We start from the raw sequence: 26582 nt of genomic DNA, 5'->3' as shown, positions 1-26582 counted from the left end.
GCCGGATGTCCGACCGATCGGGTTGCATGGGGGCATGAGCGAAGACCTGCGAACAACAGCCGACGCCGTCCTGGCCCGGCTCGTCGGCGATCCGACGGGCGGCGCCAGGCTGCGCGAGGACCAGTGGCTCGCCGTCGAGGCGCTGGTCGCCCACGGGCGCCGGGCGCTCGTCGTGCAGCGCACGGGATGGGGCAAGTCCGCGGTCTACTTCGTGGCAACCGCCCTGCTGCGGGCGCGCGGCAGCGGACCGACCGTGATCGTGTCACCGCTACTTGCCCTGATGCGCAACCAGGTGGAGGCCGCGGCACGGGCCGGGATCCACGCGCGCACGATCAACTCGGCGAACACGGAGGAGTGGGAGCAGATCCAGTCCGAAGTGGCCGAGGGGGCGGTGGACGTCCTCCTGGTCAGTCCGGAACGCCTCAACAACCCGGACTTCCGGGACCAGGTACTGCCCAAGCTGTCCTCGGCGACGGGTCTGCTCGTGGTGGACGAGGCGCACTGCATCTCCGACTGGGGGCACGACTTCCGGCCCGACTACCGGCGCCTGCGGACCATGCTCGCCGACCTGCCGCCCGGCGTACCGGTCCTCGCGACCACCGCCACGGCGAACGCGCGTGTCACGGCGGACGTGGCCGAGCAGCTCGGCACCGGATCCTCCTCGGACGCCCTGGTGCTGCGGGGCCCGTTGGACAGGGAGAGTCTCAGCCTCGGAGTGCTGCGGCTTCCGGATGCGGCGCACCGTCTCGCCTGGCTCGCCGAGAACCTCGGTCGGCTCCCAGGTTCCGGGATCATCTACACACTGACGGTCGCCGCGGCGGAGGAGGTCTCGGCCTACCTCCGGCAGCAGGGGCACATCGTCACCTCCTATACGGGCCGGACGGAGAACGCCGACCGTCAGCAGGCCGAGGACGACCTGTTGGGCAATCGCGTCAAGGCACTGGTCGCCACGTCCGCTCTCGGCATGGGATTCGACAAACCCGATCTGGGCTTCGTAGTGCACCTGGGTTCCCCCTCCTCCCCCATCGCGTACTACCAGCAGGTGGGCAGGGCCGGGCGCGGTGTGGAGCATGCGGAGGTGTTGCTGCTGCCGGGGCAGGAGGACGAGGCGATCTGGCAGTACTTCGCCTCGCTGGCCTTCCCACCGGAGACGCAGGTACGGCACACCTTGGACACGCTCGCCGCCGCGGGCCGCCCGATGTCGCTGCCCGCGCTGGAACCCTTGGTGGAGCTCCGCCGCTCCCGGCTGGAGACCATGCTCAAAGTGCTCGACGTGGACGGAGCGGTGCGCCGGGTGAAGGGCGGCTGGACGAGCACGGGTGAGCCCTGGGCGTACGACGCCGAACGCTACGCCTGGGTCGCACGACAGCGGGACGCCGAGCAGAAGGCCATGCGGGAGTACGCGCGCACCGACACCTGCCGCATGGAGTTCCTGCGCAGGCAGCTCGACGACGAGGAGGCCGAGCCCTGCGGCCGGTGCGACAACTGCTCCGGACCGCGCTTCGACAGTGCCGTATCGGCTGCGGCGCTCGGCACGGCCAAGGGAGAACTGGTCCGGGCCGGGGTGGAAGTGGAGCCCAGGAAGATGTGGCCGACCGGGCTCTCAGCGGTCGGTATCGATCTCAAGGGCCGGATTCCGGCAGGCGAGCAGGCGGAGGTCGGGCGGGCGCTGGGCCGCCTTTCGGACATCGGCTGGGGCAACCGGCTCCGGCCCTTGCTGACCGGCCAGGCATCCGACGGACCGGTACCGGACGATGTGGCGGGCGCCGTCGTCGACGTACTCGCCGACTGGGCCAAAGGGCCGGGTGGCTGGGCGTCCGGAACCGCTGAGGCACCACCGCGCCCGGTCGGCGTCGTGGCCATGGCCTCGGCCTCGCGCCCCGCGCTGATCTCGTCCCTCGCCGCACGGATCGCCGAGGTCGGGCGTCTGCCGATGCTGGGCTCGCTGACGTATCAGCCGGGAGGTGAGGAACTCCTCGCCTCCCGGAGCAACAGCGCCCAGCGGCTGCGGGCACTCGACAGCGCGTTGGCTCTCCCAACCGACCTGAACAGCGCACTGGCAAGTGCCCAAGGGCCGGTTCTGCTCGTCGACGACTTCACCGAAACGGGCTGGACCTTGGCCATGGCCGCCCGGTTGCTGCGCAGGGCAGGCGCGAAGGGGGTGCTGCCGCTGGTACTCGCGGTGCAGGGGTGAGGCAGGGAAGGCGGAACAGGGCGGCGTGGGAGGAAGACCCAACGGGATGGGGACCAACTGAGGCGTGGAGGAGAGGAGTCGGAGAGGCCGAGTATGGACGCCGGAAGTGAAGACGGGCTCAGGATGATCACGCTGCGGCGCGCGAAGGGGCCTCGCCGCGCCGGGCGGCCCGCACACTGCAGTCACCATCGCCACTGCCGTCACCCTCACCATCGCCGCTGCCATCGAAGTCACCGCCGCCACCGCCGTACGGCAGCGGTACCGAGCAGACCGCGGGCGAGGGTGCCGCACCACTTCGCCCGCCCGCCCCGTACAACGGCCCATCCCCCCGCCCGCCGCCTCCGTCCGCTCCCGCCCCACCCACCCCTTCTCTCCCGGAACGAAGGGGAGATATCGACCAACAACGAGGAATCGAGGCAGTGGCTCCAATTACTCGTTGCCGCGAACCTGAACGGAAGGAAGAATTGACGTTGCCTCTACGCGACCCGGGTATGGAATCGGGTTGACGTGGCGTGCCCCCGTGTTCCCTCCTGCCACCGCGGCGGGCGAGCGTCCGAAGGGAGAATGGTGACCTTCGGATTCGCGCAGCCCCCGCGAGAGCCGGACCGCGGCGCCCGTCGCAGCGGGCCGCTGCACTTCGCCCGTAGAGCCGATCCCGGCCGCTTGCTCGAACCGGACGAGTGGGCCGCCGCGGGAGTGCCCCTGCTGCGCGACCCTCGCCAGGTCGTCACTGGACTGTACGGCAGGCACTATCCGGCCCCGGCCACCGCGGTGGTCGCGGTGTTCGACGCCGAGGAGCGGCTGCGGGCAAGCGCCTCGTTCGAGCGGGCGTCGGCCTCGGACGGTTGGGCGTTCCGGAACGCGCTGCTGGCCCAGTTGCGACGCGTCATCCCGCACGATCTGCGTCGCCGCGCCCCGGCGCGTACGGCGGTGCTGCTCTACTGCCGTGACGGCGACAACCGGTGGACGGCAGAGGACGGCGCTTGGATGTGGGGGCTGCGGGACGCCTGTACCTTGCACGGCCTCCGCTGCGGGGCGTACATCGTCCTCACCCAGGAGGGGTGGCGGGTCGAGGGTGAGGGGCGCTCCGGGCGCAGTCCACGCACCGGGGTGTCGCCGACACCGCTCGCCGAACTGTCGGACAACGTGCCGTGCCTCCGCCCTGGCGGAGGGATCTCCGCACCCATGCGGCGCGCGGCGGCACGCTGACATCCGACGCATCGACGGTCGCGCTGACGCCCGACCCACCGAGCGGAACGCTCAAGGCGACGCTCCGTTGGTCCGTTCGGCAATTGGCCCCTGCCGCGACGCGGGCCCGGGTCGACCGCTCCTCCGGACGACGCCCGGCTCAACGGGTCGAGCGCGGGCGACGGCATCGGACAGGCAGCGTCGCCCCAGGCCGAGCGTCAGGGCTCAGGCCCAGGGGCGGGCCTGAGCCGTGCCACATGGCACGGCTCAGACACCCGCTCCGAGAATGGAGTTGATGCGCTGCGGGTCACCGCACACGATCAGCAGGGAGCCCGCCTTGCCGAGGGCGAGCGGCAGGGTGCTCGCCGCCGCCTCGTCCGTGCCGCCGTTGAGGGCGACGACCACGACGGAGCGGGTGGTCGCACGTGCGGCGGTGGTGGACTGGGCGTGGAAGACGTCGTCACCGGCGTCGTGCTGGGCCCAGTAGGCGGTCTCGCCGAAGGACAGTTCGTGGGCGGCCCAAGGGTGGGGATCTCCGGTGGTGATCACCAGGATCTCGCCGGGGGCGCGGCCGGAGTCCAGCAGCAGGTCGACGGCTTCTTCGGCGGCGTCCAGCGCACCCTCGACGGAGGCGGGGATGAGCTGGATCTGGGGCGTCGCACCGGCCGCTGCACCGGAGGGCGCCGTCTGCTGCTCACGCGGCGTGCGCTGAGCGGGTGCGGACGGACGTACGGGTCCGGGCCGGCCGGGTCGAGCGGGACGGGGGCCGGGTACGGGACGAGGGGTCGGCGCGGTACGGCTGCTGGCCGGGGTGGCGCGGGGACCCTGGGCACTCTCGTGAATCTGAGGCTCCTCGGGAAGGAGAGGCATGGGCTGATATTTATCAAACGCCGTTGCGACTCGCGTCGGCGGGTGGCGGTTGAGTCGGGACTTGCGTACGGACGCCAGGAATCAGAAGTCGAAGCCGAGTTGGCCCTCGATCTCCGGAATCGCTTCGTCCGCCCACAGGCGCGGCTTCCTGAGATGCCGCCACTGGGGCAGCGCATCAAGATACGCCCAGGTGAGACGGTGGTACGGGGTGGGGCCCCGTTCCAGCAGCGCGGCCTTGTGCACCGGCGAGGGGTAGCCGGCGTTGGCCGCGAAGCAGAAGTCTGCATGGTCGGCGCCGAGTTCGGCCATCATTTTGTCGCGGCGGACCTTCGCGATGACCGAGGCCGCGGCGACAGCGACGCAGGACTGGTCACCCTTGATCACCGTCCGTACCTGCCAGGGCGCTCCGAGGTAGTCGTGCTTGCCGTCGAGGATGACGGCCTCGGGTCGCACCGGCAGCCCGTCGAGGGCACGGGTGGCGGCGAGGCGCAGGGCCGCCGTCATCCCCATGGCGTCGATCTCCTCGTGCGAGGCGTGACCCAAGGAGTGGGCGGTCACCCACTTCCCGAGCACCACCGCGAGTTCGTCACGGCGTTTGGGCGTGAGGAGTTTGGAGTCGGTCAGGCCCTCGGGGGGCCGACGCAGTCCGGTGATCGCCGCGCAGACGGTGACGGGCCCCGCCCAGGCGCCTCGCCCCACTTCATCGATACCGGCGACGACCTTGGCGCCCGTGGTGGCTCGGATCGAGCGCTCGACGGTGTGGGTGGGAGGTTGGTACGGCATGGCACCTCCAGGGTACGACGTGGTGATCCGCCGCCGACACCCCGTCCCCCGTAAACGACACCCCGTCCCTCGTAAAGGAGTCGGCGCACGCGGGAAGGCGCTCGCGGTCGCGGCTCACCGCGCGGCCACCGGCACTTCCCGCACCCTTAACTTGCGTACACATCTGCGCGACACTTCTTGGGGAGCCAGCACCTCGTCGCGGCATTCCGGGGGCTCAACTGCCGTGCCCCGCCGCGAGTTGGCGACGGACGAACGCACCCCACGCGCCAAGCGCACCACCAGCCACGACCCACCGGTTCGGGACCATCACCCCGCCTCGAACGTGATCCGCGACCAGTGACTCGACCCGAGACGGGACACGACCCGCTCCCCCGGCATCGGTCAACGGAAGCCCATCTTCCGAACCCAGGCCGGGTGCCCAGCGAACAAGCGGCCGCAAACGATCAACCGGACACTCCCGCAACCACGGCCACACCCCGTCGACCCCAGAGCCGACCGAACCCGAACACCCCGAACCACAGTCCACCCCCACCCCTCCCCGTCCAACCCCCGCCCGCCCAAGGACACGCCGACAGGCACACAAAGAGCAGAAACCGTTGAGCAGTTGCGTTCACTGACAGTGAATGCCGCCTGAGCGAAACGGCGCATCTACGTTCGATAAAGACTTGTGGGTGACGTTCAGTGACAACTTCTCGGCTGAAACAGGATCAGAAGCCAGGCGCGGCCCGGCGGGGCAAACATCCCGGTATCGCGCTCACCGTCATCGCGGCATGCCAGCTGATGGTGGTGCTCGATGTGACCATCGTGAACATCGCGCTGCCTCACATCCAGACGGCTCTGAACTTCTCCACCACGGACCTGACCTGGGTGGTCAGCGCCTACACACTGACCTTCGGCGGTCTGTTGCTGCTGGGCGGACGGGCCGGTGACATCCTCGGCCGCAGGCGTGTGTTCATCGCGGGCATCCTGCTCTTCACGCTGGCCTCGCTGCTCGGCGGATTCGCCCAGGAGCCCTGGCAGTTGCTCGCCGCACGCGCGGTGCAGGGCGTCGGCGGCGCGATCGCCTCGCCCACCTCGCTGGCACTGGTGACCACGACGTTTCCCGAAGGCCCGGAACGCAACCGGGCGTTCGGGGTCTTCGCGGCGGTGTCCGCGGGCGGTGGTGCGGTCGGCCTGCTCGCGGGCGGCATGCTCGTCCAGTGGCTCGACTGGCGTTGGGTGCTCTTCGTCAATGTGCCGATCGGGCTGCTGATCGCCCTGGTGACGCCGCTGTACATCGACGAGTCCGAACGCCACCCGGGCAGGTTCGACATCGCGGGCGCACTGACCTCCACGCTGGGCATGGCCTCCCTGGTCTACGGCTTCATCCGCGCCTCCGAGGACGGCTGGCGGGACGGGATCACGCTCGGCTCTTTCGCCGCCGCCGTCGTACTGCTGCTGCTCTTCGCGGTCATCGAGGCCAGGGCCAAGGAGCCCATCACACCGCTGCGGATGTTCGCGGACCGCAACCGCTCCGCCACGTACGTGATCATGCTCAGCCTCGCCGCGGCGCTGCTCGGCATGTTCTTCTTCATCGTGCTGTTCGTGCAGAACGTGCTCGGCTACTCGCCGATCCGCTCCGGCTTCGCCTTCCTGCCGGTGACCGCGGCCATCGTCGTGGGTTCGGGTCTGGCACAGCAGTTCCTGCCGAGGTTCGGGCCCAAGCCGTTCATCGCGATCGGCTCGGCGCTCGCCGCGGCCGGGCTGGCCTGGCAGAGCTTCGTCAGCGTGGACAGCTCGTACGTGGACGGGGTACTCGGCCCGATGCTGGTGTTCGGCCTGGGCATGGGCATGAACTTCGTGACGCTGACCCTGACGGCGGTCTCCGGCGTCGCCCCGCACGAAGCGGGCGCGGCCTCCGGACTGCTCAACGCGACCCAGCAGGTGGGCGGTTCGCTCGGTCTTTCCATCCTGACCACGGTCTTCGGCACGGCCAGCCGTGACGAGGCAAAGGAACAGGTACGCGACTTCCTCGCGACGGCGACCCCCGCACAGAAGGCCGCGTTCGCGAAGACCCACGAGCTTCCGCCGCCCTGGAGCCACGAGGTCCTCGCGCAGGGCATCGCGACCGCGTTCCTCCCGGCGGTGGCGATGGCGGTGCTGGCGCTGCTGGTGTCCCTGTTCGTGGTCAAGGTCCGCCGCAGCGACCTCGACGCGCTCTCGGGCGCCGCCGGTCCCGGCGGCGCCTGAGAGGTGGTGGGGGAACCAGGGCCCGCCGGGCGCCCGCCCCGCCACCGCTTCCGCGACGTCCTCAGGCGACGGTCAGCCAGTCCGGCAGTTCCTCGGTCCGCTCCAGCCACTCCGCGGGCGGTGCCGCCCCTCCGGCGGCCACGATGCCGCCGACGATCGCGCAGTTGGTGTCCACGTCGCCGCCCGCCTGCGCGGTCGCCCAGAAGGCCGTGTCGTACGCGCCGAGGTTGCGCGCCGCCGCCCACAGGGCGAAGGGCACGGTGTCGTGGGCGCTGGTGCGCCGTCCGCAGCCGAGGACCGCGGCCACCGTCGTGGTGTCGTCGTAGTCGAGCATGTCGCGGGCGCGCCGCAGTCCGGCGGTGACGGCGCTGCGCGGCAGCAGCGCGACGACGTCGTCGAGCAGCTGCTCCCCGGCGGGCGGGCCGCCCGGGGCCGCGGCCAGGGCGGCCGCGGCGGCGACGGCCATGGAGCCGACGACCGCCTCGCGGTGCTGGTGCGTGGGGTAGGCGGAGATCTCGGCCTGATGGGTGGCCTGCTGGGGATCGTCCGCGTACCAGGCGCCGAGCGGGGCGATCCGCATGGCGGCGCCGTTGCCCCAGGAGCCCTGGCCGTTGAAGAGCGCGGCGGCCAGCTCCCGCCAGTCGCCGCCCTCGCGGACGAGCCGGAGCAGCCGGTTGACCGCGGGGCCGTAGCCGCGGTCGAAGTCGTGGTGCACGGCGAAGGACCGGGCCAGGGCATCCTGGTCGATGCGGTGGTGTGCGGCCAGCACGGCGACGACCGAGCAGGCCATTTCGGTGTCGTCGGTCCACTGCCACAGGCCGTACGGCAGCTCGCGGCGGGCGAGGAGAGGGTAGTTGTCGGGAACGAAGAACTGCGAACCGAGCGCGTCGCCGACGGCGAGACCGCGCAGACTGGCCAGGGCGCGCTCCAGGCGCCGGGCTTCAGCGGGACAAGGGTTTGTCATATTGCGGCCAGCTTATCCGGCGGGCCATCCCGCGGGCTTTCCCGGCGGCTGGCCGGTGGCGCCGTACGGCTCCGGTTCGCGCCACCGCTCGAAGGGCTTGTCCAGGGTGTAGCGGCCGTCCTCGCCCCGCTCCAGGACACGCATCTCGCCGTTTCCCGGGTTGGCGAGCGATTCGAACTCGGCGACCGACCAGTGGAACCACCGCATGCAGAACAGCCGCATGGTCAGTCCGTGGGTGACGAGCAGGACGTTGGGCGGGCTGTCCTCGGCCTCGAAGCTGCGGTGCAGGCTCTCCAGGAAGGAGCCGACGCGGTCGTAGACGTCGGCGCCGGACTCGCCCTGGGCGAAGCGGTAGAAGAAGTGACCGTAGGCGTCACGGTAGGCCTTCTGGAGGCGGACGTCCTCGCGGTCCTGCCAGTTCCCCCAGTCCTGCTCGCGCAGCCGCGGCTCCTCGCGGATGCGGACCCGTTCCGGGTCGAGGTCGAAGGCGCCGAGCGTGTCGTGGGTACGGCGGTACGGCGATACGTACACGCTGACCCGTTCGTCACCGAAGAGCTCGCGCAGCCGCGCCCCGGTGGCTCGCGCCTGTGCGAGACCTCGCTCGGTCAGCGCGAGGGCGTGGTCCGGCTCCCGTTCGTACACGGTGTCGTCGACGTTGCCCTGGGACTCGCCGTGCCGGACAAGGACGATGCGTCGTGGGCGTGCCATGGCACAAACCCTAGATCGCCCGGGTGACGGTTGTGCGCCCGTGGTGTGACGGCGGGCGGCGAGCACGTGCGGACATGCGCGCGGCGGGAGCCGGGCCGAGGCCAGGCTCAGACGCACCAGGAGGGTTCGAGGTCCACGAGGTCGCCGTCTATGGCGGCGATGTCGGCCGTGGTCTGGGCGCGCAGCGAGAGGCGTTCGATGCGCTCGCGGCGGTACTTGCCGTGCTCGGCCTCCGACTGCCACATGGACAGGACGAGGAACTCGGTGCCGGGCGCCTCCGCGAAGAGGCCGCGGACCATGCCGGGCGAGCCCGCCATCGCCGGGTTCCACACCTTCTCCTGCATCAGGGAGAAGTGTTCGGCGCGTTCCTCGTGCACCCGGCAGTGGGCGAAGCGCAGCAGGTCGGCGTCCGTGAAACGCGGTTCGAAACCGGTCTTCACGTCGAAGCGGTGCTCGAACAGCTTGATCTGCGGTTCCTTGAAGGTGCCCACTTGCGCGGCCGCGAGCCGGGTGTGCGACCTGGCCATGAAGGAGTCGTAGAAGGCGCGGCTCTCCCAGAAGGAGAACAGGTGCGCCACACCCGCCCTGCCCCTGCTCCAGCCCCCGCCCTGCCCGCGGAAGCCCGGCTCGCCCGGGAGCCCCGCCCATTTTCGCTGCCCTCGTTCAAAGCCCTTGCGGTCGACGACGGTGCAGCGAATCCACTTGACCAGCACCGCGCCATCGTACGGCCACCGAGTGTGGTGATGGTCATGCTCCCGTCGACTCCAGGCCGGGCAAGGCAGTTGGGGCACTGGCCCGGCCATACGGGCAGATGCGCACGACCCCGTTCCCGTACGGGGAGAATCGGTTCCGCTTAGCTCCAGGGGCAGTTGGGGCAGTTCGCGCAGCGCGGACGAACTTCCGCGCCCCCGGCTCCGGGATCGTTCGCTCGCACGCAAAAGGCGGTGGAGCCGGGAAGAACCCGGTTCCACCGCCCCTACGAGGTCAGTTGCCCCTGATCGGTGCCCTATGTCAGCTGCACCCGCTGGTGGACCCGCACCCCTCGCAGATGTAGCACGAGCCCGCGCGCTGCATCTTCGTTCCGCAGGAGAAGCACAGCGGGGCGTCGGCCTGGATGCCGAGCTGCATCTCGACCAGTTCGGCGCTGGTGTGGGCCTGCTGCGGGGCGGGCGTGGCCGCCTTCGTGCCGGTGTTCTCGACCGCCTTCAGCGACTCGGTGTGCCGCGGCGCGGACTGGGCGAGGCCCTCCACGTCGACCTCCACGGAGTCGTCGTACGAGGGCTCGTACGAACCGGTCTCCAGGTGGCGCTGGCGCTCCTCGGCGGAGTGGATGCCGAGGGCGGAGCGGGTCTCGAACGGCAGGAAGTCCAGCGCGAGGCGGCGGAAGATGTAGTCGACGATCGACTGGGCCATCCGCACGTCCGGGTCGTCTGTCATTCCGGCCGGTTCGAAGCGCATGTTGGTGAACTTCGAGACGTAGGTCTCCAGCGGGACGCCGTACTGCAGGCCCACCGACACCGCGATGGAGAAGGCGTCCATCATGCCCGCGAGGGTCGAACCCTGCTTGGACATCTTCAGGAAGACCTCGCCCAGGCCGTCGTCCGGGTAGGAGTTGGCGGTCATGTAGCCCTCGGCGCCGCCCACCGTGAAGGAGGTGGTGATGCCGGGACGTCCCTTGGGCAGGCGCTTGCGGACCGGGCGGTACTCGACGACCTTCTCGACCGCGCTGCGGATGGCCTCCTCGGCCTTCTCCGCGATCTCGGCCTTCTGCTCCTCGGTGACGTCCTTCTTCTTCGCCGAGAGCGGCTGGCCGACCTTGCAGTTGTCGCGGTAGATCGCGAGCGCCTTGACGCCCATCCGCCAGGCCTCGAAGTAGACCTCCTCCACGTCCTCGACGGTCGCCGTCTCGGGGAGGTTGACCGTCTTGGACAGGGCGCCGGAGATCCAGGGCTGGATCGCCGCCATCATCCGCACATGGCCCATGGCGGAGATGGAGCGCTCGCCCATCGCGCAGTCGAAGACCTCGTAGTGCCGGGGCTTGAGGCCGGGGGCGTCGATCACGTTGCCGTGGTCGGCGATGTGGGCGACGATCGCTTCGACCTGCTCCTCCTGGTAGCCGAGGCGGCGCAGTGCCTGCGGGACGGTGCCGTTGACGATCTGCATCGAGCCGCCGCCGACCAGCTTCTTGAACTTGACCAGGGCGAGGTCCGGTTCGAGGCCGGTGGTGTCGCAGGACATCGCCAGACCGATGGTGCCGGTCGGGGCGATCACCGAAGCCTGGGAGTTGCGGAAGCCGTTCTTCTCGCCGAGCCGGATCACGTCCTGCCAGGCCTCCGTCGCGGCGGCCCACACCGGAGTGTCCAGGTCGTCCATGCGTACGGCGGTGGCGTTGGCGTCGGCGTGCTGCTTCATGACGCGGTTGTGCGGCGCGGCGTTGCGCGCGTAACCGTCGTACGGGCCCACCACGGCGGCGAGTTCGGCGGAGCGCTTGTACGAGGTACCGGTCATCAGGGAGGTGATGGCACCGGCCAGCGCACGGCCGCCGTCGGAGTCGTAGGCGTGGCCGGTGGCCATGAGCAGGGCGCCCAGGTTGGCGTAGCCGATGCCGAGCTGGCGGAAGGCGCGGGTGTTCTCGCCGATCTTCTGGGTCGGGAAGTCGGCGAAGCAGATGGAGATGTCCATCGCCGTGATGACCAGCTCGACGACCTTGGCGAAGCGCTCGACCTCGAAGGACTGGTTGCCCAGGCCGTCGTCCTTGAGGAACTTCATGAGGTTCAGCGAGGCCAGGTTGCAGGACGTGTTGTCCAGGTGCATGTACTCGCTGCAGGGGTTCGAGCCGTTGATACGGCCGGACTCCGGGCAGGTGTGCCAGTGGTTGATGGTGTCGTCGTACTGGATGCCGGGGTCGGCGCAGGCCCAGGCGGCCTCGGCCATCTTGCGGAAGAGGGACTTGGCGTCGACCTCTTCGATGACCTCGCCGGTCATCCGGGCACGCAGGCCGAACTTGCCGCCCGTCTCGACCGCCTTCATGAACTCGTCGTTCACACGGACCGAGTTGTTGGCGTTCTGGTACTGGACGGAGGTGATGTCGTCGCCACCGAGGTCCATGTCGAAGCCCGCGTCGCGCAGGGCGCGGATCTTCTCCTCTTCCTTGACCTTGGTCTGGATGAAGTCCTCGACGTCCGGGTGGTCGACGTCCAGGATGACCATCTTGGCGGCCCGGCGGGTGGCGCCGCCCGACTTGATGGTGCCGGCGGAGGCGTCGGCGCCGCGCATGAAGGAGACCGGTCCCGAGGCGTTGCCGCCGGAGGAGAGGAGTTCCTTCGAGGAGCGGATGCGGGACAGGTTCAGGCCGGCGCCCGAACCGCCCTTGAAGATCATTCCCTCTTCCTTGTACCAGTCGAGGATCGACTCCATGGAGTCGTCGACGGCCAGGATGAAGCAGGCCGAGACCTGCTGTGGCTGAGGGGTGCCGACGTTGAACCAGACCGGGGAGTTGAAGCTGAAGATCTGGTGCAGGAGGGCGTGGGCCAGCTCGTGCTCGAAGATCTCCGCGTCCTCGGGGGAGGCGAAGTACCTGTGGTCCTCGCCGGCCTTCCGGTAGGTCTTCACGATTCGGTCGATCAGCTGCTTCAGACCGGTCTCGCGCTGCGGGGTGCCGACGGCGCCGCGGAAGTACTTGCTGGTGACGATGTTGACCGCGTTCACCGACCAGAAGTCGGGGAACTCGACGCCACGCTGCTCGAAGTTGACCGAGCCGTCGCGCCAGTTGGTCATGACGACGTCACGACGCTCCCAGGTCACCTCGTCGTACGGGTGCACTCCGGGGGTCGTGTGCACGCGCTCCACACGCAGTCCCTTGCCGGCCTTCGCATTCTTGGCCCGGGAACCTCGTGCCGGACCGCTCGCCGTCTCTGTCATGCCGCCTCCCTGTACCGGGCGATAACGCCCTGAAATGCCGCGTTCTTCCCGCAACACATTGCTGTTCCGATACCGGGGAGCCGCACAGCCGCCCCCCAGCAAAACCTTCCTGCGCCACCGACCACCCCCTGCGGCCGCCCCGGCGGGCGGCCCGCCGGGGTTCAGTCGGCGGCGGCCGTGGGCAGGGGGACGCCCGGCGTCACTCCCTGCCCCTCGCCGGACACGTCAGGTACCCGTCCGGCAGCGGCGGCCGGGTCCGGCAAGCCGAGCCCCTCCCGCAGTTCGACGATGGCGGCCTCGAAGTCCTCGAGCGAGTCGAACGCCCGATAGACGGACGCGAACCGCAGATAGGCGACGAGGTCGAGTTCGCGCAGCGGACCGAGTATGGCCAGCCCGACGTCGTGGGTGGTCAGCTCGGCGCTGCCGGTGGCACGTACGGCCTCCTCGACGCGCTGACCGAGCTGGGCGAGCGCGTCCTCGGTGACGGGCCGGCCCTGGCAGGCCTTGCGCACACCGTTGATGACCTTGGTGCGACTGAAGGGTTCGGTGACCCCACTGCGCTTGATCACTATCAGTGAACACGTCTCGACGGTCGTGAAGCGGCGCGAGCAGCCCGGACACTGACGTCGGCGCCGGATCGACGTTCCGTCGTCGGTTGTCCGGCTGTCGACCACACGACTGTCGGGGTGTCTGCAGAAGGGGCAGTGCATGTTTCCCGACACTCCTTCTTCCGCACGAATCCATGACACCGCAAGGCCGTTGAGGCCCCGCGGAAGCAGCCCCAAGCATAGGCGATGCCGGGGACCCTTCTGGACCAGGCACCACAACTTCTGGGCTGCTGACGCAATCCAACCACTAGATCTGGTGTCGGCTTGCGATTTTCGACCCTATCGCGTGTCGCGGCAGGGGAGTTGGCGCGCGCGGGCACACGGGGTCACGGGGCGACCTCGCAGGGCGATCCGAAGGCGCGCGCGGCGCAGGGGGCGGTGACCTTCGCGGGCTCCGGGGGATGGCAGACTTGCCCCGGCCGAGGACCCGGTCACGGCGGAGCAGCGTAGCCCACGGGGGATCGGTGTCCGCATCCGAGGGCCGCTCATTACACCCGAACCCTTGATCACGTCACGTAATCTGCGCTTTTTCACTCGAACGTGTGTTTGGCGCAACCTTTCGAAAGCAACTACCGTTGTCCAATTAGGGAGAAGATCTCGAGAGGGGCCGACGTGACCACGACCGCCGACAGTGCAACTTTCACTGCCCAGGAGCGTTCCCAGGGCCGACTCGAGCCGGTGCATGCTGTGAACTCCGCGAATGACGCATCCGTAAATCCGGACCCCCCACGTCCCGCACGCTCCCTGCCCGGCAGGCCACCCGGAATCAGGGCGGACAGTTCGGGGCTCACGGACCGCCAGCGCCGGGTGATCGAGGTGATCCGGGACTCCGTGCAGCGCCGCGGGTACCCGCCGTCCATGCGGGAGATCGGCCAGGCGGTCGGTCTGTCCAGCACGTCCTCGGTGGCGCACCAGCTGATGGCCCTGGAGCGCAAGGGCTTCCTGCGCCGCGACCCGCACCGGCCGCGCGCCTACGAGGTCCGGGGCTCGGACACCCCGAGTGTGCAGCCCACCGACACCTCGGGCAAACCCGCCGCCTCGTACGTACCGCTGGTGGGCCGGATCGCCGCCGGTGGACCGATCCTCGCCGAGGAATCCGTCGAGGACGTCTTCCCGCTGCCCCGCCAACTGGTCGGTGACGGCGAGCTGTTCGTGCTCAAGGTCGTCGGCGACTCGATGATCGAGGCGGCGATCTGCGACGGGGACTGGGTGACGGTGCGCCGCCAGCCGGTCGCGGAGAACGGCGACATCGTGGCGGCCATGCTGGACGGCGAGGCCACCGTCAAGCGCTTCAAGCGCGAGGACGGCCATGTCTGGCTGCTCCCGCACAACTCCGCGTACCAGCCGATTCCCGGTGACGAGGCCACCATCCTCGGCAAGGTGGTCGCGGTGCTGCGCCGCGTCTGAGCGCTCCCCCGGTCCGGGCGGCAGGCCCGGACCCCCTGTCCGACCCCGGGACCAACTGCGCCGGTTCCGGGGTTGGTTGTGACCGCGCCGGGTGCTCGGGGCCCAGCTCAGTCCGGCCCGGCCGTTGGGTTCCCGCCGCCGCGCCCGGTCAGGTCGAGCAGCCGCAGCGCGAGCTGGAGTTCCAGCGCCCGCTCGGGGGTGTTCCAGTCACCGCCGAGCAGCGCCCCGATCCGGTCCAGCCGCTGGACGACCGTGTTCACATGGACGTGCAACACCTCCTTGCTGCGCGTGAGGCTGCCGCCGCAGGCGAAGTACGCGCGCAGGGTGCGTACGAGGTCCGTACCGCGTCTGCTGTCGTAGGCGAGCAACGGCCCGAGGGCGCTCTCCACGAAGCCGTCCACATCGTGGCCGTCCCCCAGCAGTACGCCGAGGAAGCCGAGTTCGGCCGTGCAGGCGCCGTCGCCGGTCCGGCCGAGGATGTGCAGGGCGCGCAGACAGCGCACCGCCTCGGCGTGCGCCACCGCGAGCGCGCCCGGACCGGACGCGGGCCCCGCTGCCGCGACGGTGACCGGCGCCCCGAGCCGGTACGAGAGATCCGCTGCAGCCGCCTTGGCCGCGCGCCCGGCGTCCGCGCCGTCCGAGGGCACCAACAGCACGACGCACTGCCGGTGTTCGGCCGCCGCGCCGGCGCCGCCGAAGAGGTACCGCGGTGCCACCGCGGCCAGCTTTCCGCGGCAGTCGTCGGGGGCCTCGGCCACCAGGACCAGGTACGGACGGGTCAGGTCCAGGCCGAGCCGGTGGCCGCGGGCGACGAGGCCCGCCGGGTCGCGGCCGGGAGCGGCGAGCAGGTCGGTGATCAGTTCGCCCCGGACCCGGTTCTCGGTCTCGGCGACCGAGCGGCGCAGCAGCAGGAGCAGGGCCGTCACCACCGCCGCCCGCTCGAACAGCCGCCGGTCGGGGTCGCCGAGCCGGTCGCGGCCGTGCAGCACCAGTGAGCCCAGCGGCTCCTGTCCGGCGAGGACCGCGCACACCCAGCGCCCGTCGCGGTGCACGGCCCGGCCCGCCGCCCGTGACTCCTCGGCCGCCGCCCTGGGCGCGGGCGCGGCCGCCAGGTCGCGGCGGCTCGGACCCGCCCCGGCCACCGCCGCCAGGGTCCGGCCCTCGGGGTCGTGGACGGTGATCGCGCCCTGGAACAGCGAGGCGAGCGCGGTGGCCACATCGGTCACATCGCCGCCGCCGAGCACCAGTTGGCTGAGCCGGTCGTGCGCCTGCTCCGCGCGCTGGACGGCCTGGGCGTGCTCGCGTACCAGGGCGTTGGCCTCGGCGAGTTCGTTCAGGGCCGTGCGGGCGTGTTCCATGGCGCCCGCCGTGTCGATGGCGATCGCGGCGTGGGCGGCGAGCGAGCACAGCAGGGCCACCTCGTCGGGGCTGAACGAGCGCGGCGAACGGTCGGCGGCGAAGAGCACCCCGATGACCTTGCCGCCGCCGTCCGCGCCGGTCGTGTCCGCCGCGTCCGTCGTCTCCCCCGTCCCGGAGCCGAGCAGCAGCGGCACGCCGAGGATCGCGACCAGACCCTCGTCCCGTACGCCCGTGTCGATGCCCCGGGTGTGCCGGAACCGCCGGTCGGTCGGGTAGTCGGGGGTGGCATAGGGGCGTGCGGTCTGGGCGACCAGGCCGCCGAGGCCCTCGCCGAGTTCGAGGCGCAGGTTCTGGAAGACCGGCGAGATGCTGCCGTCGGTCACCCGCATGTAGGTGTCCCCGGCCTCGGTGTCGGGGAGCGTGAGGTAGGCGGTGTCGGTGCCGAGCAGGGTGCGGGCCCTGCGCACGATGGATCTGAGGACCGCGTCCAGTTCGCGCAGGGCGGCGAGGTCGCCCGCGGTGTCGAACAGCGCGGCCAGTTCGGTCTCGCGGCGGCGGTGCTGGTGCAGGGTGCTGCGGATGCGCAGGGCGGCGGCGGTGGCCCGCTCCAGGGTGTCCAGGTCCGCCGCGCCCGCGCCCTGGGCGCGCGCCCGGGCGGTGAGCGCGCCGAACTCCTCGGCCGGGGCGTCCCGTTCGAGGAGTTCCAGGAGGGCGAGGAGTTCGGACTGCCGCCCGGGCGCGCGGGCGGCACCGGCGGCGGCTGCGGATGCGGGCTCTTCGGGCATGGTGCGGGCCATCGTGTCAGAGGCGCCCGGCCGAGGGGACCCGTGGGAACAGGCCCCCGGATCTCCCTCGGCGCAAGCTCATCCCGGCTGATCCGGCTGATCCGGGCTCATCCGGACCTGACGGCCTTCTTCCCGCGGCTGGTGCGGGCGTCGTCGCGCCCGCCCTCCTCGATACGGGCGAGGTCCCGGCCGCGGGTCTCCCGGGCGGCGAGTACCGCGACGATGGTGAGCAGGGCGGCCAGGGTCATGTAGACGGACACGGGTGTGGCATCGCCGTACGAGGCGAGCAGGGCCGTGGCGATCAGCGGGGCGGGGGCTCCGGCGGCCACCGAGGAGAACTGGGCGCCGAGTGAGGCCCCCGAGTAGCGCATCCGGGTCGCGAAGAGCTCGGAGAAGAAGGCCGCCTGGGGGGCGTACATCGCGCTGTGGAAGACCAGGCCGACGGTCACCGCGAGGACCAGCGCCGGGAAGGACCGGGTGTCCACGAGCTCGAAGAAGGGCCAGGTCCAGGCGCCGACGCCGACGGCTCCCGCCAGGTACACGGGCTTGCGTCCGATCCGGTCGGACAGCGCCCCGAAGACGGGGATGAGGAGGAACTGCACGGCGGAGCCGATGAGTACGGCGTTCAGCGCGGTCTGTTTGTCCAGATCGAGGTGGTCGACGCAGTAGGCGAGGACGAAGGTGGTGATGACGTAGTACGAGATGTTCTCGGACATCCGGGCGCCCATGGCGACCAGGATGTCGCGCCAGTGGTGCCGGATCACGGCGAGCACCGGCGGCTGTTCGGCGGCCGCACCCTGCTCGGCCTTGCGGGCCTCGGCGCGTGCCAGGGCCTCCTTGAACAGCGGTGATTCGTCGACCGCGAGCCGGATCCACATCCCGACGCCGACCAGGACGGCGGAGAGCAGGAAGGGGATGCGCCAGCCCCATGCGGTGAACGCCTCGTCGCTGAGCAGCGTGGTCATCAGCGACAGGACGCCGACGGCGAGCAGGTTCCCGGCGGGTGCGCCGCTCTGCGGCCAGGAGGCCCAGAAGCCGCGCCGCCGGGCGTCGCCGTGTTCGGAGACGAGCAGCACCGCGCCGCCCCACTCGCCGCCCAGCGCGAATCCCTGCACCAGGCGCAGCAAGGTCAGCAGGACCGGCGCGGCGACTCCGATACTCGCGTAGCCGGGTACACAGCCGATCAGCGTGGTGGCCCCGCCCATCATGAGCAGGCTGACCACCAGGAGTTTCTTGCGGCCGACGCGGTCCCCGTAGTGGCCGAAGACCAGGGCGCCGAGCGGTCTGGCGGCGAAGCCGATCGCGTAGGTCAGGAAGGACAGCAGGGTGCCGGTGAGCGGGTCGGACTCGGGGAAGAAGACCTTGCCGAAGACAAGGGCGGCGGCCGAGCCGTAGAGGAAGTAGTCGTACCACTCCACGGTCGTGCCGATCAGGCTCGCGGCCACGACCTTGTGCAGGGCGCGTGGGCCGGGCGGTGCGGCGCCCGGGGGTCCGGCCTCGGCGGATGGTGTGGGCATGGGGCGCCCTCCTCGAAGGGGTGCGGGGACGGGTTGCGTGGGGGGCGGGTGAGCGGAGCGGGGGGGTGCGCGGGGTCAGCGGGCGGTCCAACCGCCGTCCAGGGGGAGGGACATACCGGTGAGGGAGTCGCTGTGCGGTCCGCACAGCCACAGGGCCGCCGCCGCGACCTCCTCGGGTTCGACGAGGCGTTTGACCGCGGTGCGGTCGAGCAGCACCTCGTCCAGGACCCGTGACTCGCTGATGCCGTGCGCCCGGGCCTGGTCGGCGATCTGTGCGGTGACCAGCGGGGTACGGACGTAGCCGGGGCTCAGGCAGTTGCTGGTGACCCCGCGGCCCGCACCTTCCAGGGCGACCACCTTGCTGAGCCCCTCCAGGGCGTGCTTGGCGGCCACATAGGCGCACTTGAAGGGGCTGGCGCGCAGGCCGTGCACGGAGGAGATGTTGACCACCCGGCCCCAGCCGCGGGCGTACATGTGCGGCAGGGTCCGGCGCAGGATGCGGAAGGGTGCCTCCACCATCACCCGCTGGATCAGGGTGAATTGCTCGGGCGGGAACTCGTGCACGGGAGCGATGTGCTGGAAGCCCGCGTTGTTGAGAACGATGTCGACGTCCGCGGGAAGCTCCTCCGCCGCGCCGGGATCGGCCAGTTCGACGGGGTAGGCGACACCGCCGGTCTCCTCGGCGAGTGCCCTTGCCGCCTCGGCCGCGCGGTCGGTGAGGTGAACCTCGGCACCGGCGGCGGCGAAGGCCCGCGCACAGGCCCGGCCGATGCCCCCGGCCGCGCCTGTGATCAGTACCGAACGACCGGCGAGCGGGGCGGCGTCGGGCGGCCCGGCGAGGGGTTCGCCCGGCCGCCCGTGACTGGCGTCATGGGTGCTGTCCATGGCCGCCACCGTAGGAAGCCGGCCCGCCGCCGGACATGGGGCCGGGCACCACAGTCGGCGCCCACTTCATGGGGTGCCGTGCCATACCCGAGGGCGGGCTCGCCTGGTTCGGCAGCGGGCGGCAGGCGGGAAGAGCGCCCTGCCGCCGCCCGGTGCGCCGACGTCCCCGAAACCGGTCAACTCCCCTGCGGCGAGCGGGTGTTCACTCCCCGGCTGAGTCCCCGGCTGCGTCCTCGGCCCCGTCCCCGGCCTTGGCCTTGGCCTTCGCGTCGATCGCCGCCAGCGACTTGCGGACCTGGTTGCGGTCGTTCGTGTACCAGAAGTCCGGCATCGAGGCGCGCAGATAGCTGCCGTAGCGGGCGGTGGCGAGCCGGGGGTCGAGGACCGCGACCACGCCCCGGTCGCCGGAGGCACGGACCAGACGGCCCGCGCCCTGGGCCATCAGCAGGGCGGCGTGGGTGGCCGCGACCGCCATGAAGCCGTTGCCGCCCGCCTCCTCGACCGCCTTCTGCCGGGCGCTCATCAGCGGGTCGTCCGGGCGCGGGAAGGGGATCTTGTCCATGACCACCAACTGGCAGCCGGGGCCGGGGACATCGACGCCCTGCCACAGGGAGAGCGTCCCGAACAGACAGGTGGGGTCGTCGGCGGCGAAGTTCTTGATCAGCTCGCCGAGGGTCTCCTCGCCCTGGAGCAGGATCGGGAACTCGGGGATCCTGGACCGCAGTTCCTCCGCCGCGAGCTGGGCCGCGCGCATCGAGGAGAACAGTCCGAGGGTGCGCCCGCCGGCCGCCTGGATCAGTTCGGTCAGCTCGTCGAGCATGTCGTGGCGGTCGCCGTCGCGGGCCGGGCGGGCCAGATGCGAGGCGACGTAGAGGATGCCCTGCCTGCGGTAGTCGAAGGGCGAGCCGACGTCGACGCCGCGCCACACCGGGTGCGCCTTGTCCTCCTCGTCCGCGGGCGGCTTCGTCCCCTCGGGGGCGAGGCCGAGCGAGGCGCCCACGCCGTTGAAGTCGCCGCCCAGCTTGAGGGTGGCCGAGGTGAGGACGACGGAGCGGTCGGCGAACAGCTTCTCGCGCAGCAGGCCGGAGACGGACATCGGCGCGACCTTGAGCGAGGCGCCGAAGCGGTCGTGGCGTTCGTACCAGACCACGTCGTACTCGGAGCCGTGCGTGATGCGCTCCGCGACGTCGTGGACCGACTCCATGGAGGCGAGCGCCATCTTGCGGACGGCGTCCTCGTCCTGGACCGACTTGTCGCGGGTCCTGCCGAGCGCGGAGACGACGTTGCGGGCGGCGTCGCGCAGGGCGAGCATCGCGTACGCGAGGTCCTCCGGGATCTCCTCCAGGCGGCCGGGCAGGGCCAGTTCCATCAGCCGCTCGAAGCCCTCGGCGGCCGTCTGCATCTGGTCGGCGATCTTCTCGTCGACGAGCTTGGCCGCGCGCCGGACCGCCCTGTTGACCTGGCCGGGGGTGAGTTCGCCGGTGGCCACGCCGGTCACCCGGGAGACGAGTTCGTGCGCCTCGTCCACGATCAGTACGCCGTGTTCGGGCAGCACCGGCGCGCCCTCGATGGCGTCGATGGCGAGCAGGGCGTGGTTGGTGACGATCACCTCGGAGAGCTTGGCCCGCTCGCGGGCGTTCTCGGCGAAGCACTCGGCGCCGTACGCGCAGCGGCTCGCGCCCAGGCACTCGCGGGAGGAGACCGAGACCTGGGACCAGGCCCGGTCGGAGACACCGGGGGTCAGGTCGTCGCGGTCGCCGGTCTCGGTCTCGTCGGACCAGTCGCGCAGCCGGAGCAGGTCCTGGCCGAGTTTGCTGGTCGGGGCGGCCGCCTCGAACTGGTCGAAGAGCCCTTCGTCCTCGTCCTGCGGCATGCCTTCGTGCAGCCGGTGCAGGCACAGATAGTTCGAGCGGCCCTTGAGCATCGCGAACTCGGGTCTGCGGCGCAGCAGCGGATGCAGGGCGTCGACGGTGCGCGGCAGGTCGCGCTGGACGAGCTGGCGCTGGAGCGCGAGCGTCGCCGTGGCCACCACCACCGGCTCGCCGTGCGCGAGCGCGGGCACCAGATAGCCGAGGGACTTTCCGGTGCCCGTGCCCGCCTGGATGAGCAGATGGCTGCCGTCGTCGATGGCACTGCCGACGGCTTCGGCCATGGTCACCTGGCCGGGGCGTTCGCTGCCGCCGACCGCTTCCACGGCGGCGTGCAGGAGATCGGGGAGTGTGGGGCGCGAGGACGTCATAGCGCGGACCACCCTACGTCGCCCCACTGACACTCCCCTCCCCACGAGCGCGAATCCGGTCAGGTCCGGTCGGCCCCGGTCAGGCCCGGTCGGGTCGGGTCGGCGCGGGTCAGGCGCGGTACAGCGGGTTCGGCACCGTGCCGTGCACGGCGGCGTGCGGGCGCTCGCCCCGGTCGCGGTAGCCGTCCAGGTGCAGCCGGTTGCGGTTCAGGCACAGCCGCTCGATGCGCTCGGTGAGCAGGTCGAAGGTCTCGTAGCGCTCCTTCAGCTCGGGGAAGCGCTCCTGGTAGCGCACGATCTCGGCCCGTACGAGCTGCCAGAACTCCGCCTCGGGAACGTCGAGCTGCGCCTCGCACAGGGGCGCGAGATAGCGGAAGACGCCGACGAAGAGCCCGGAGTGGATGAACTGGGTGAGGAAGGCGGGCGGCTCGGTGAGCAGGATCCGGCGCACCTCCTCGGGCATCGCCGCCTGCTCCGGCACCGGCTCGGCGCTCACGTTCACGTCGTCGACGAAGTCCTTGACGGCGAGCCGCACCGGAACGTCCTCGGCGTCGAAGATCACGACGGTGTTCTCACCGTGCGGGGAGAACACCGTGCCGTAGCGGTACAGGAAGTGCAGCAGTGCGGGCAGCAGCGCGGCGAAGAGGTGCCGCAGCCAGGTGCGCGGGGCCAGTCCCGAGCGGGCGACGAGTTCGGCGGTGAGGGCGCGGCCGTGCGGGTCGGTGTGCAGCAGCGCGGCGAGGGTGCGCGGCCGCTCCCCCGGGTCGAGCCGTCCGGTGAGGGGTTCGCGCCAGATCGCGCCGAGCAGTTCGCGGTACTGGTACGGGACCGCCGCCCGGCCGTCCTCGCCGCCCTGACCGTCCCGGCCGTCCAGGGTGTCGTACACCGGGTGCGGAACGGTGACCGAGGCGACCTCGCCGAGCAGGACGACGCGGCACTCCTCGGCGAGGAAGGGGTCGGCGTCGCGCAGGTGCTGCACCCAGGCCGTCACGGCGGGCGCGGCCAGAGTGCGTTCGGTGGGCAGTCCGCGCCAGACCAGGGTGTTCAGGACCGACAGCGGAAGCTTGACGGTGAGACGGTCGGGGCGGCTGATGTTCAGGAAGGTGCGCACGGACTGCTGCGGCAGGCGCAGGTCGGCGTCGGTGCCGAGCGGCACGATCTCGTCGGTGGCGACCCAGGGCGCGAACAGCGGGAGCACGATCTCGTCCCACTGCCAGGGGTGCACCGGCAGCAGCAGGTACTCCCCCGGGTCCAGACCGCGCGCTCGCAGCGCGTTGGCGAAGAACTGCCGTACGTCCGGGGCGAGTTCGGCGGCGTACAGGGCTTCGGCGGTGTCGAGTCCGGCGACGCCGCGATAGGTGGCGAGCCGGGTGTGCACGGCGATCCACGGCAGGGGTTGCGGGCGGCGCGCCTCGGGGGCCCACTGCGCCAAGTCGGCGGCGGAGAGCCCGAGTCGGCCCTTGTTCAGGACGAGCCAGGGGTGGCCGGTCTGGTGTCCTTCGAGTGCGGCGTAGCCGAGGTCGGCGAGTGCGGCGGCGGTCGGGGCGCTCTCGCCGAGCCGGGCGTCGGCGGCGAGGGTGCGGGTCAGTTCGCGCAGGACGTGGCCGAGGGTGGTGCCGTCCAGGCCGAGGGTGGCCCGGGCCCGGGTGAAGAAGCCGGTCACCTCACCGAACGGCCGGGGCGCGCGTCCGGCCTCGGTGAGCGTGATCGTCGAGGCGTCCACCTGCCAGCCGCCGTATGACCCGCGCCGTGCGCGGAAGGTCAACTCGCTGTCCGGAGCGTCGAGTTGGATCGCGTACGTCTGAACTTGCCCGAGGACACCGTCTGGTTCGGGCCGGGTCGGCGGGTGTCCGTCCGATGTCCCGTCCTGCGGGCGCGGCAGTGGCCGCAGGATCTCCTCGTAGGCGAACTCGGCGAGTGTCTTCGCCAGGAGTGTGCGTTCGGCCCGTTGCCAGGACGCGGAGTTCAGCTCGGACGGGCGGTACAGCGGGCGGAGGGTGTCGGATGCCTGGGGGTCTATCGCGTCGAACCTGTCGGACATGGGGGGACTCCTTCAACTGCCTGTCGGGTCTGTTGTCGGGTCTGGTGCCGGATCTGCTGCCGGGCTTGTGGCCCTTGGTTTCCGTGGCCGCTCCGGTGGTGGCCGCAGCGGCCGGGGTGGCGCTGTTCGTCGCAGGTCGCTCGGCCGCCGCGCGGCGGCGAGGGGTCCGCCCGTGGGGTCAGGGCCGACCTCAACTCCCTTGCGGGGGTGGCTGGTTGTCCGGTCTCGCGCGCGGTGCCGCGCGCGGGTGGCGGTCGCGCAGCATGAGCGCGGCGCGTTTGTCGGGCAGGTCGAGTTCGGCCGCGAGACGGAATCCGGCGCCCAGGAAGGCCGAGACGGAGGGGGTGTTGCGCAGGTCCGGCTCGGCCACCACCCGGCGGCAGTCGGGGCGGTGGCCCAGGACGAGGTCGGCCACCGCCCGCAACAGCACGCGGCCGACTCCGTGGCCACGGTCGGCGACCTCCCCGATCAGCAGGTGGACCCCGGTGTCGTGCGGCCGGGCCGGGTAGTGCCGGGCCAGTGGATCGAGGTCGGCGCGGTAGATCTCCCAGTAGCTCATGGGCACGTCGTCGAGCACTCCGAGACAGGGCACGCTGCGCCCGTCGCCCTCCAACTGGGGCCGCAGATGCTCCGCCGTCCGCTGCTCGGGCCCGGCCAGTGTCCAGAACTCGTCCACCGCCGGGTCGTTCATCCACCGGGCGAGCAGCGCGAGGTCCCGCTCCGGGCGTACCGGGACCAGCCGGAAGACGCCGAGCGGGGTACGGGCCGGTGACCAGCGGGCGACGTGGTCGAGGAGGTCGCCCGGGGCGAACGAACCGGGCGCGGGCTCCTCGGGAGCGGGCAGCGGCTCGGGCCTCGGCGGCAGCCGCAGCTCCAGCGTGTCCTCGTTGTCGTACGGGGCGTCGCGGGCGGCGGGGCCGGTGGAGGTGTCCGCCGTGGCATGGGCCGCGGGTTCCGGGCTCATGCGTGCAGGGGGTTGGCGAAGGTGACGTACACGGACTGGGTGTCGACCGGGCCGACGAGTTCGTCCAGGCCGCGCAGCCGCGTGAGCATATTGGCCTTGCAGCGCAGCACCGGGGTGTCGAGCAGCAGCGCGGGCAGCGGGGAGCGGGTCTTGTCCCTGCCGCCCGCGGCCTCGGCGAGGAAGCGGCGGAAGGCGGCGAGGAGGAGTTCCTCGTCGGCCAGGCGCTGCGAGCCGAAGGCGCCGATGAGGCCGAGGACGTTGTTGATGCCGAGGTAGTAGGCGAAGCGCTCGTCGGTCACGGCGTCGGCGACGAAGGTGTCGCTCTCGGCCGCGATCCCCGGGAGCCGGGCGGCGAGTTCGGCCCGCCGTGACTCACGGAAGTAGTAGCCCTGGTTGTCGCGGTAGCGGCCTCCGGCGGGCCAGCCCTCCGCGTCGAGCAGCAGCAGCGTGTTCTGCTGGTGCGCCTCCAGCGCGATGCCCGCCTCGGCGTCCAGCCACAGGACGGGGCGCACGACCTGTTCCAGGTAGCGCAGGAACCACTCGGCGGACACGGCTCCGAGCGGGGCGCCGGTCCGGGCGGACAGGCGCTGCACCAGTTCCGCGAGCCGTGAGCGGAGCGGTCCGGTGCCCGAGCCGGTGGGGCGCGGTGCGACCAGGCCCGCGACGCAGGCCACGTCGTCGCCGGGGCCGAAGGGGTTGTGCCGGATCACCACGTCGAGCCCGGTGAGCGGACCGCCCCGCGGGCTGTCGACACCCAGCCAGGCCGGGTCGCGCACCACGTCGAAGGTGGGGTGCGCGTGCCGCCAGCGGGCGGCGAGCCCGCCGCGCAGGAGACGGTGCACCTCGACGCCTCGGTGCAGTTCCTTGCGCAGGTTCTCGCGGCGGGAGTTGGTGATCCGTACGCCGAGCGAGAGCTTCAGCATCGCGGGCGCGCCGGTGCGGTAGACGGTGCGGACCGAGGAGGTCGGGCTCCACCGGGGGCCGTGCGCGCCCAGGTCGACCAGGAGTCCGGCGGCGAACAGCTCGCCGAAGTCGTCCCGTTCGCGCACCTCCCGGACCTGCCAGGGGTGCGCGGGCAGGGCCACGAAGCCCTCGGGGAGCGGCAGTTCGGCGCCGCCGAGGCGGGCGGCGAGCTGCTCGGCGGGGACCGCGCGGCCGCCCTCGGTCCAGGCCGAGTCGGCGCTGAGTACGGACTGGTGCACCGCGAGCCAGTGCAGCGGGAAGCTGCCGCGCAACTCCGGTGAGTACAGGCGCCCTTCGGTCTCCGAGAGGCCTTCGCGGCTCTTGGGTGTGGGGTGCAGCGGATGGCCGAGGACCAGGGCCTGCTCGCCGCCGAGGAACAGGTCGGCCGGGTCGCCGGGCCGGGCCCTGCGCTCGGCGAGGAAGTGCGCGGTGCGCCGCACCGAGTCGGCGACCCTGGCCACCAGATCGGCGCTCTCGGTGTCCGCGCCGGCAGCGGCCGGGGGCTCGGATCGCCGGGCGGCAGCGCCCTGTTCGGGCACCCGGACCTCCTCGCCGGATGCCGGATCGGCGCCCTCCCGGGCGAGCAGGGCGGCCAGCGCGACGGCGTCGAGCGGCGGTGCGTTCGTCGGGGCGCCTTCGATACGGGGCGGCCCGAAGCGGTGCCAGCCCGAACGCGACCAGTAGTGCACCGGCACCAGGACGGCGGTCCTCGACGCGGGCAGCGCGAGCCGCAGCGTGCCGTTCTCCGGCCTGCCCAGGGCCCGTTCGCGCACCCAGCAGCGCAGCAGGTTCTCGGCGCCCGCCGCCTGGGCGGCGCTCCGCGGGTCCTCGTGGTCCAGCGGGTCCGGCCCCGCCGGGGCGGGCGGATGGTGGCGCGGGCCCGCCGCCTGCCGGGGCACGGCGGCGGTCTCGGGCTGCGGTGACGGCTGGGATTCGCCCTGACCGGGCTTGCGGGGC

18 protein-coding genes are annotated in these 26582 nt (G+C 71.5%); 4 read left to right on the top strand and 14 right to left on the bottom strand.

The window, feature by feature from the left end; translation table 11 throughout:
- The first annotated feature begins 34 nt into the window (after positions 1-34).
- Entirely contained in the window at positions 35-2194 is a 2160-nt protein-coding gene (locus HUT18_RS27690; protein WP_176103252.1) for a RecQ family ATP-dependent DNA helicase, read from the top strand.
- Positions 2195-2824: 630 nt separating this feature from the next.
- Entirely contained in the window at positions 2825-3403 is a 579-nt protein-coding gene (locus HUT18_RS27685) for a hypothetical protein (protein ID WP_176104839.1), read from the top strand.
- A gap of 246 nt (positions 3404-3649) precedes the next feature.
- On the opposite strand, the gene HUT18_RS27680 is transcribed toward HUT18_RS27685, so the two are convergent.
- Positions 3650-4252 (bottom strand): hypothetical protein, encoded by a 603-nt coding sequence (locus tag HUT18_RS27680; protein WP_176103251.1) that lies wholly within the window; start codon positions 4250-4252, stop codon positions 3650-3652.
- Between the two features lie 81 nt (positions 4253-4333).
- Positions 4334-5035, bottom strand: coding sequence for a ribonuclease HII (locus HUT18_RS27675; protein WP_176103250.1), 702 nt, complete (start codon positions 5033-5035; stop codon positions 4334-4336).
- A gap of 681 nt (positions 5036-5716) precedes the next feature.
- On the opposite strand from HUT18_RS27675, the gene HUT18_RS27670 reads away from it, so the two are divergent.
- On the top strand, positions 5717-7264 hold the full coding sequence (locus HUT18_RS27670; RefSeq protein ID WP_176103249.1) for an MFS transporter: 1548 nt from the start codon (positions 5717-5719) through the stop codon (positions 7262-7264).
- 61 nt (positions 7265-7325) lie between these two features.
- Here HUT18_RS27670 and HUT18_RS27665 read toward each other — a convergent pair whose 3' ends face one another.
- The 5 genes from HUT18_RS27665 to nrdR form a co-directional block, all read right to left on the bottom strand.
- On the bottom strand, positions 7326-8228 hold the full coding sequence (locus HUT18_RS27665; protein ID WP_176103248.1) for an ADP-ribosylglycohydrolase family protein: 903 nt from the start codon (positions 8226-8228) through the stop codon (positions 7326-7328).
- 12 nt (positions 8229-8240) lie between these two features.
- Complete coding sequence (locus HUT18_RS27660; RefSeq protein WP_176103247.1) at positions 8241-8936, bottom strand: histidine phosphatase family protein; 696 nt, start codon at positions 8934-8936, stop codon at positions 8241-8243.
- Between the two features lie 107 nt (positions 8937-9043).
- Complete coding sequence (locus HUT18_RS27655; RefSeq protein WP_176103246.1) at positions 9044-9649, bottom strand: YdbC family protein; 606 nt, start codon at positions 9647-9649, stop codon at positions 9044-9046.
- A gap of 298 nt (positions 9650-9947) precedes the next feature.
- On the bottom strand, positions 9948-12857 hold the full coding sequence (locus tag HUT18_RS27650; protein ID WP_176103245.1) for a vitamin B12-dependent ribonucleotide reductase: 2910 nt from the start codon (positions 12855-12857) through the stop codon (positions 9948-9950).
- A gap of 161 nt (positions 12858-13018) precedes the next feature.
- Positions 13019-13567, bottom strand: a complete 549-nt coding sequence (gene nrdR / locus HUT18_RS27645; RefSeq protein ID WP_176103244.1) for a transcriptional regulator NrdR — start codon at positions 13565-13567, stop codon at positions 13019-13021.
- A 510-nt stretch (positions 13568-14077) separates the two neighbouring features.
- On the opposite strand from nrdR, the gene lexA reads away from it, so the two are divergent.
- A complete protein-coding gene (lexA, locus tag HUT18_RS27640) occupies positions 14078-14872 on the top strand; it encodes a transcriptional repressor LexA (protein WP_176103243.1) in 795 nt (264 codons plus the stop codon).
- A 107-nt stretch (positions 14873-14979) separates the two neighbouring features.
- Here the strand turns inward: lexA and HUT18_RS27635 are convergent, their stop codons facing one another.
- From HUT18_RS27635 to HUT18_RS27605, 7 genes are all read right to left on the bottom strand, one after another.
- Positions 14980-17016: a helix-turn-helix domain-containing protein gene (locus HUT18_RS27635; protein WP_254878839.1), complete on the bottom strand. Its 2037-nt coding sequence runs from the start codon at positions 17014-17016 to the stop codon at positions 14980-14982.
- A gap of 107 nt (positions 17017-17123) precedes the next feature.
- Entirely contained in the window at positions 17124-18533 is a 1410-nt protein-coding gene (locus HUT18_RS27630) for an MFS transporter (RefSeq protein WP_176103241.1), read from the bottom strand.
- 75 nt (positions 18534-18608) lie between these two features.
- Positions 18609-19418, bottom strand: coding sequence for a 3-hydroxybutyrate dehydrogenase (locus HUT18_RS27625; RefSeq protein WP_176103240.1), 810 nt, complete (start codon positions 19416-19418; stop codon positions 18609-18611).
- Between the two features lie 202 nt (positions 19419-19620).
- Positions 19621-21657 carry an ATP-dependent DNA helicase gene (locus HUT18_RS27620; RefSeq protein ID WP_176103239.1) on the bottom strand — a complete coding sequence of 679 codons (2037 nt, stop codon included), beginning with the start codon at positions 21655-21657 and terminating at the stop codon, positions 19621-19623.
- A 109-nt stretch (positions 21658-21766) separates the two neighbouring features.
- The gene (locus tag HUT18_RS27615; RefSeq protein ID WP_176103238.1) at positions 21767-23698 is read right to left on the bottom strand and encodes an IucA/IucC family siderophore biosynthesis protein; all 1932 of its coding nucleotides are present in this window, start codon (positions 23696-23698) and stop codon (positions 21767-21769) included.
- A gap of 190 nt (positions 23699-23888) precedes the next feature.
- Entirely contained in the window at positions 23889-24662 is a 774-nt protein-coding gene (locus HUT18_RS27610; RefSeq protein WP_176103237.1) for a GNAT family N-acetyltransferase, read from the bottom strand.
- Positions 24659-26524 (bottom strand): IucA/IucC family siderophore biosynthesis protein, encoded by a 1866-nt coding sequence (locus HUT18_RS27605; RefSeq protein ID WP_254879105.1) that lies wholly within the window; start codon positions 26522-26524, stop codon positions 24659-24661. Before HUT18_RS27605 ends, HUT18_RS27610 begins: the two co-directional genes overlap by 4 nt.
- Positions 26525-26582: the final 58 nt, after the last annotated feature.

Origin of the sequence: Streptomyces sp. NA04227 (genome assembly GCF_013364195.1) — a bacterium.
Taxonomy (GTDB): domain Bacteria; phylum Actinomycetota; class Actinomycetes; order Streptomycetales; family Streptomycetaceae; genus Streptomyces.
The sequence above is the reverse complement of the archived record's forward strand: the minus strand, read 5'-3'. Positions and strand labels throughout refer to the sequence as shown.

Coding starts and splice junctions, on each gene's coding strand:
- HUT18_RS27690 (WP_176103252.1), top strand. CDS start 35: ATGAGCGAAGACCTGCGAACAACAGCCGACGCCGTCCTGGCCCGGCTC.
- HUT18_RS27680 (WP_176103251.1), bottom strand. CDS start 4,252: ATGCCTCTCCTTCCCGAGGAGCCTCAGATTCACGAGAGTGCCCAGGGT.
- HUT18_RS27675 (WP_176103250.1), bottom strand. CDS start 5,035: ATGCCGTACCAACCTCCCACCCACACCGTCGAGCGCTCGATCCGAGCC.
- HUT18_RS27665 (WP_176103248.1), bottom strand. CDS start 8,228: ATGACAAACCCTTGTCCCGCTGAAGCCCGGCGCCTGGAGCGCGCCCTG.
- HUT18_RS27660 (WP_176103247.1), bottom strand. CDS start 8,936: ATGGCACGCCCACGACGCATCGTCCTTGTCCGGCACGGCGAGTCCCAG.
- HUT18_RS27650 (WP_176103245.1), bottom strand. CDS start 12,857: ATGACAGAGACGGCGAGCGGTCCGGCACGAGGTTCCCGGGCCAAGAAT.
- nrdR (WP_176103244.1), bottom strand. CDS start 13,567: ATGCACTGCCCCTTCTGCAGACACCCCGACAGTCGTGTGGTCGACAGC.
- HUT18_RS27635 (WP_254878839.1), bottom strand. CDS start 17,016: ATGCCCGAAGAGCCCGCATCCGCAGCCGCCGCCGGTGCCGCCCGCGCG.
- HUT18_RS27630 (WP_176103241.1), bottom strand. CDS start 18,533: ATGCCCACACCATCCGCCGAGGCCGGACCCCCGGGCGCCGCACCGCCC.
- HUT18_RS27625 (WP_176103240.1), bottom strand. CDS start 19,418: ATGGACAGCACCCATGACGCCAGTCACGGGCGGCCGGGCGAACCCCTC.
- HUT18_RS27620 (WP_176103239.1), bottom strand. CDS start 21,657: ATGACGTCCTCGCGCCCCACACTCCCCGATCTCCTGCACGCCGCCGTG.
- HUT18_RS27615 (WP_176103238.1), bottom strand. CDS start 23,698: ATGTCCGACAGGTTCGACGCGATAGACCCCCAGGCATCCGACACCCTC.
- HUT18_RS27610 (WP_176103237.1), bottom strand. CDS start 24,662: ATGAGCCCGGAACCCGCGGCCCATGCCACGGCGGACACCTCCACCGGC.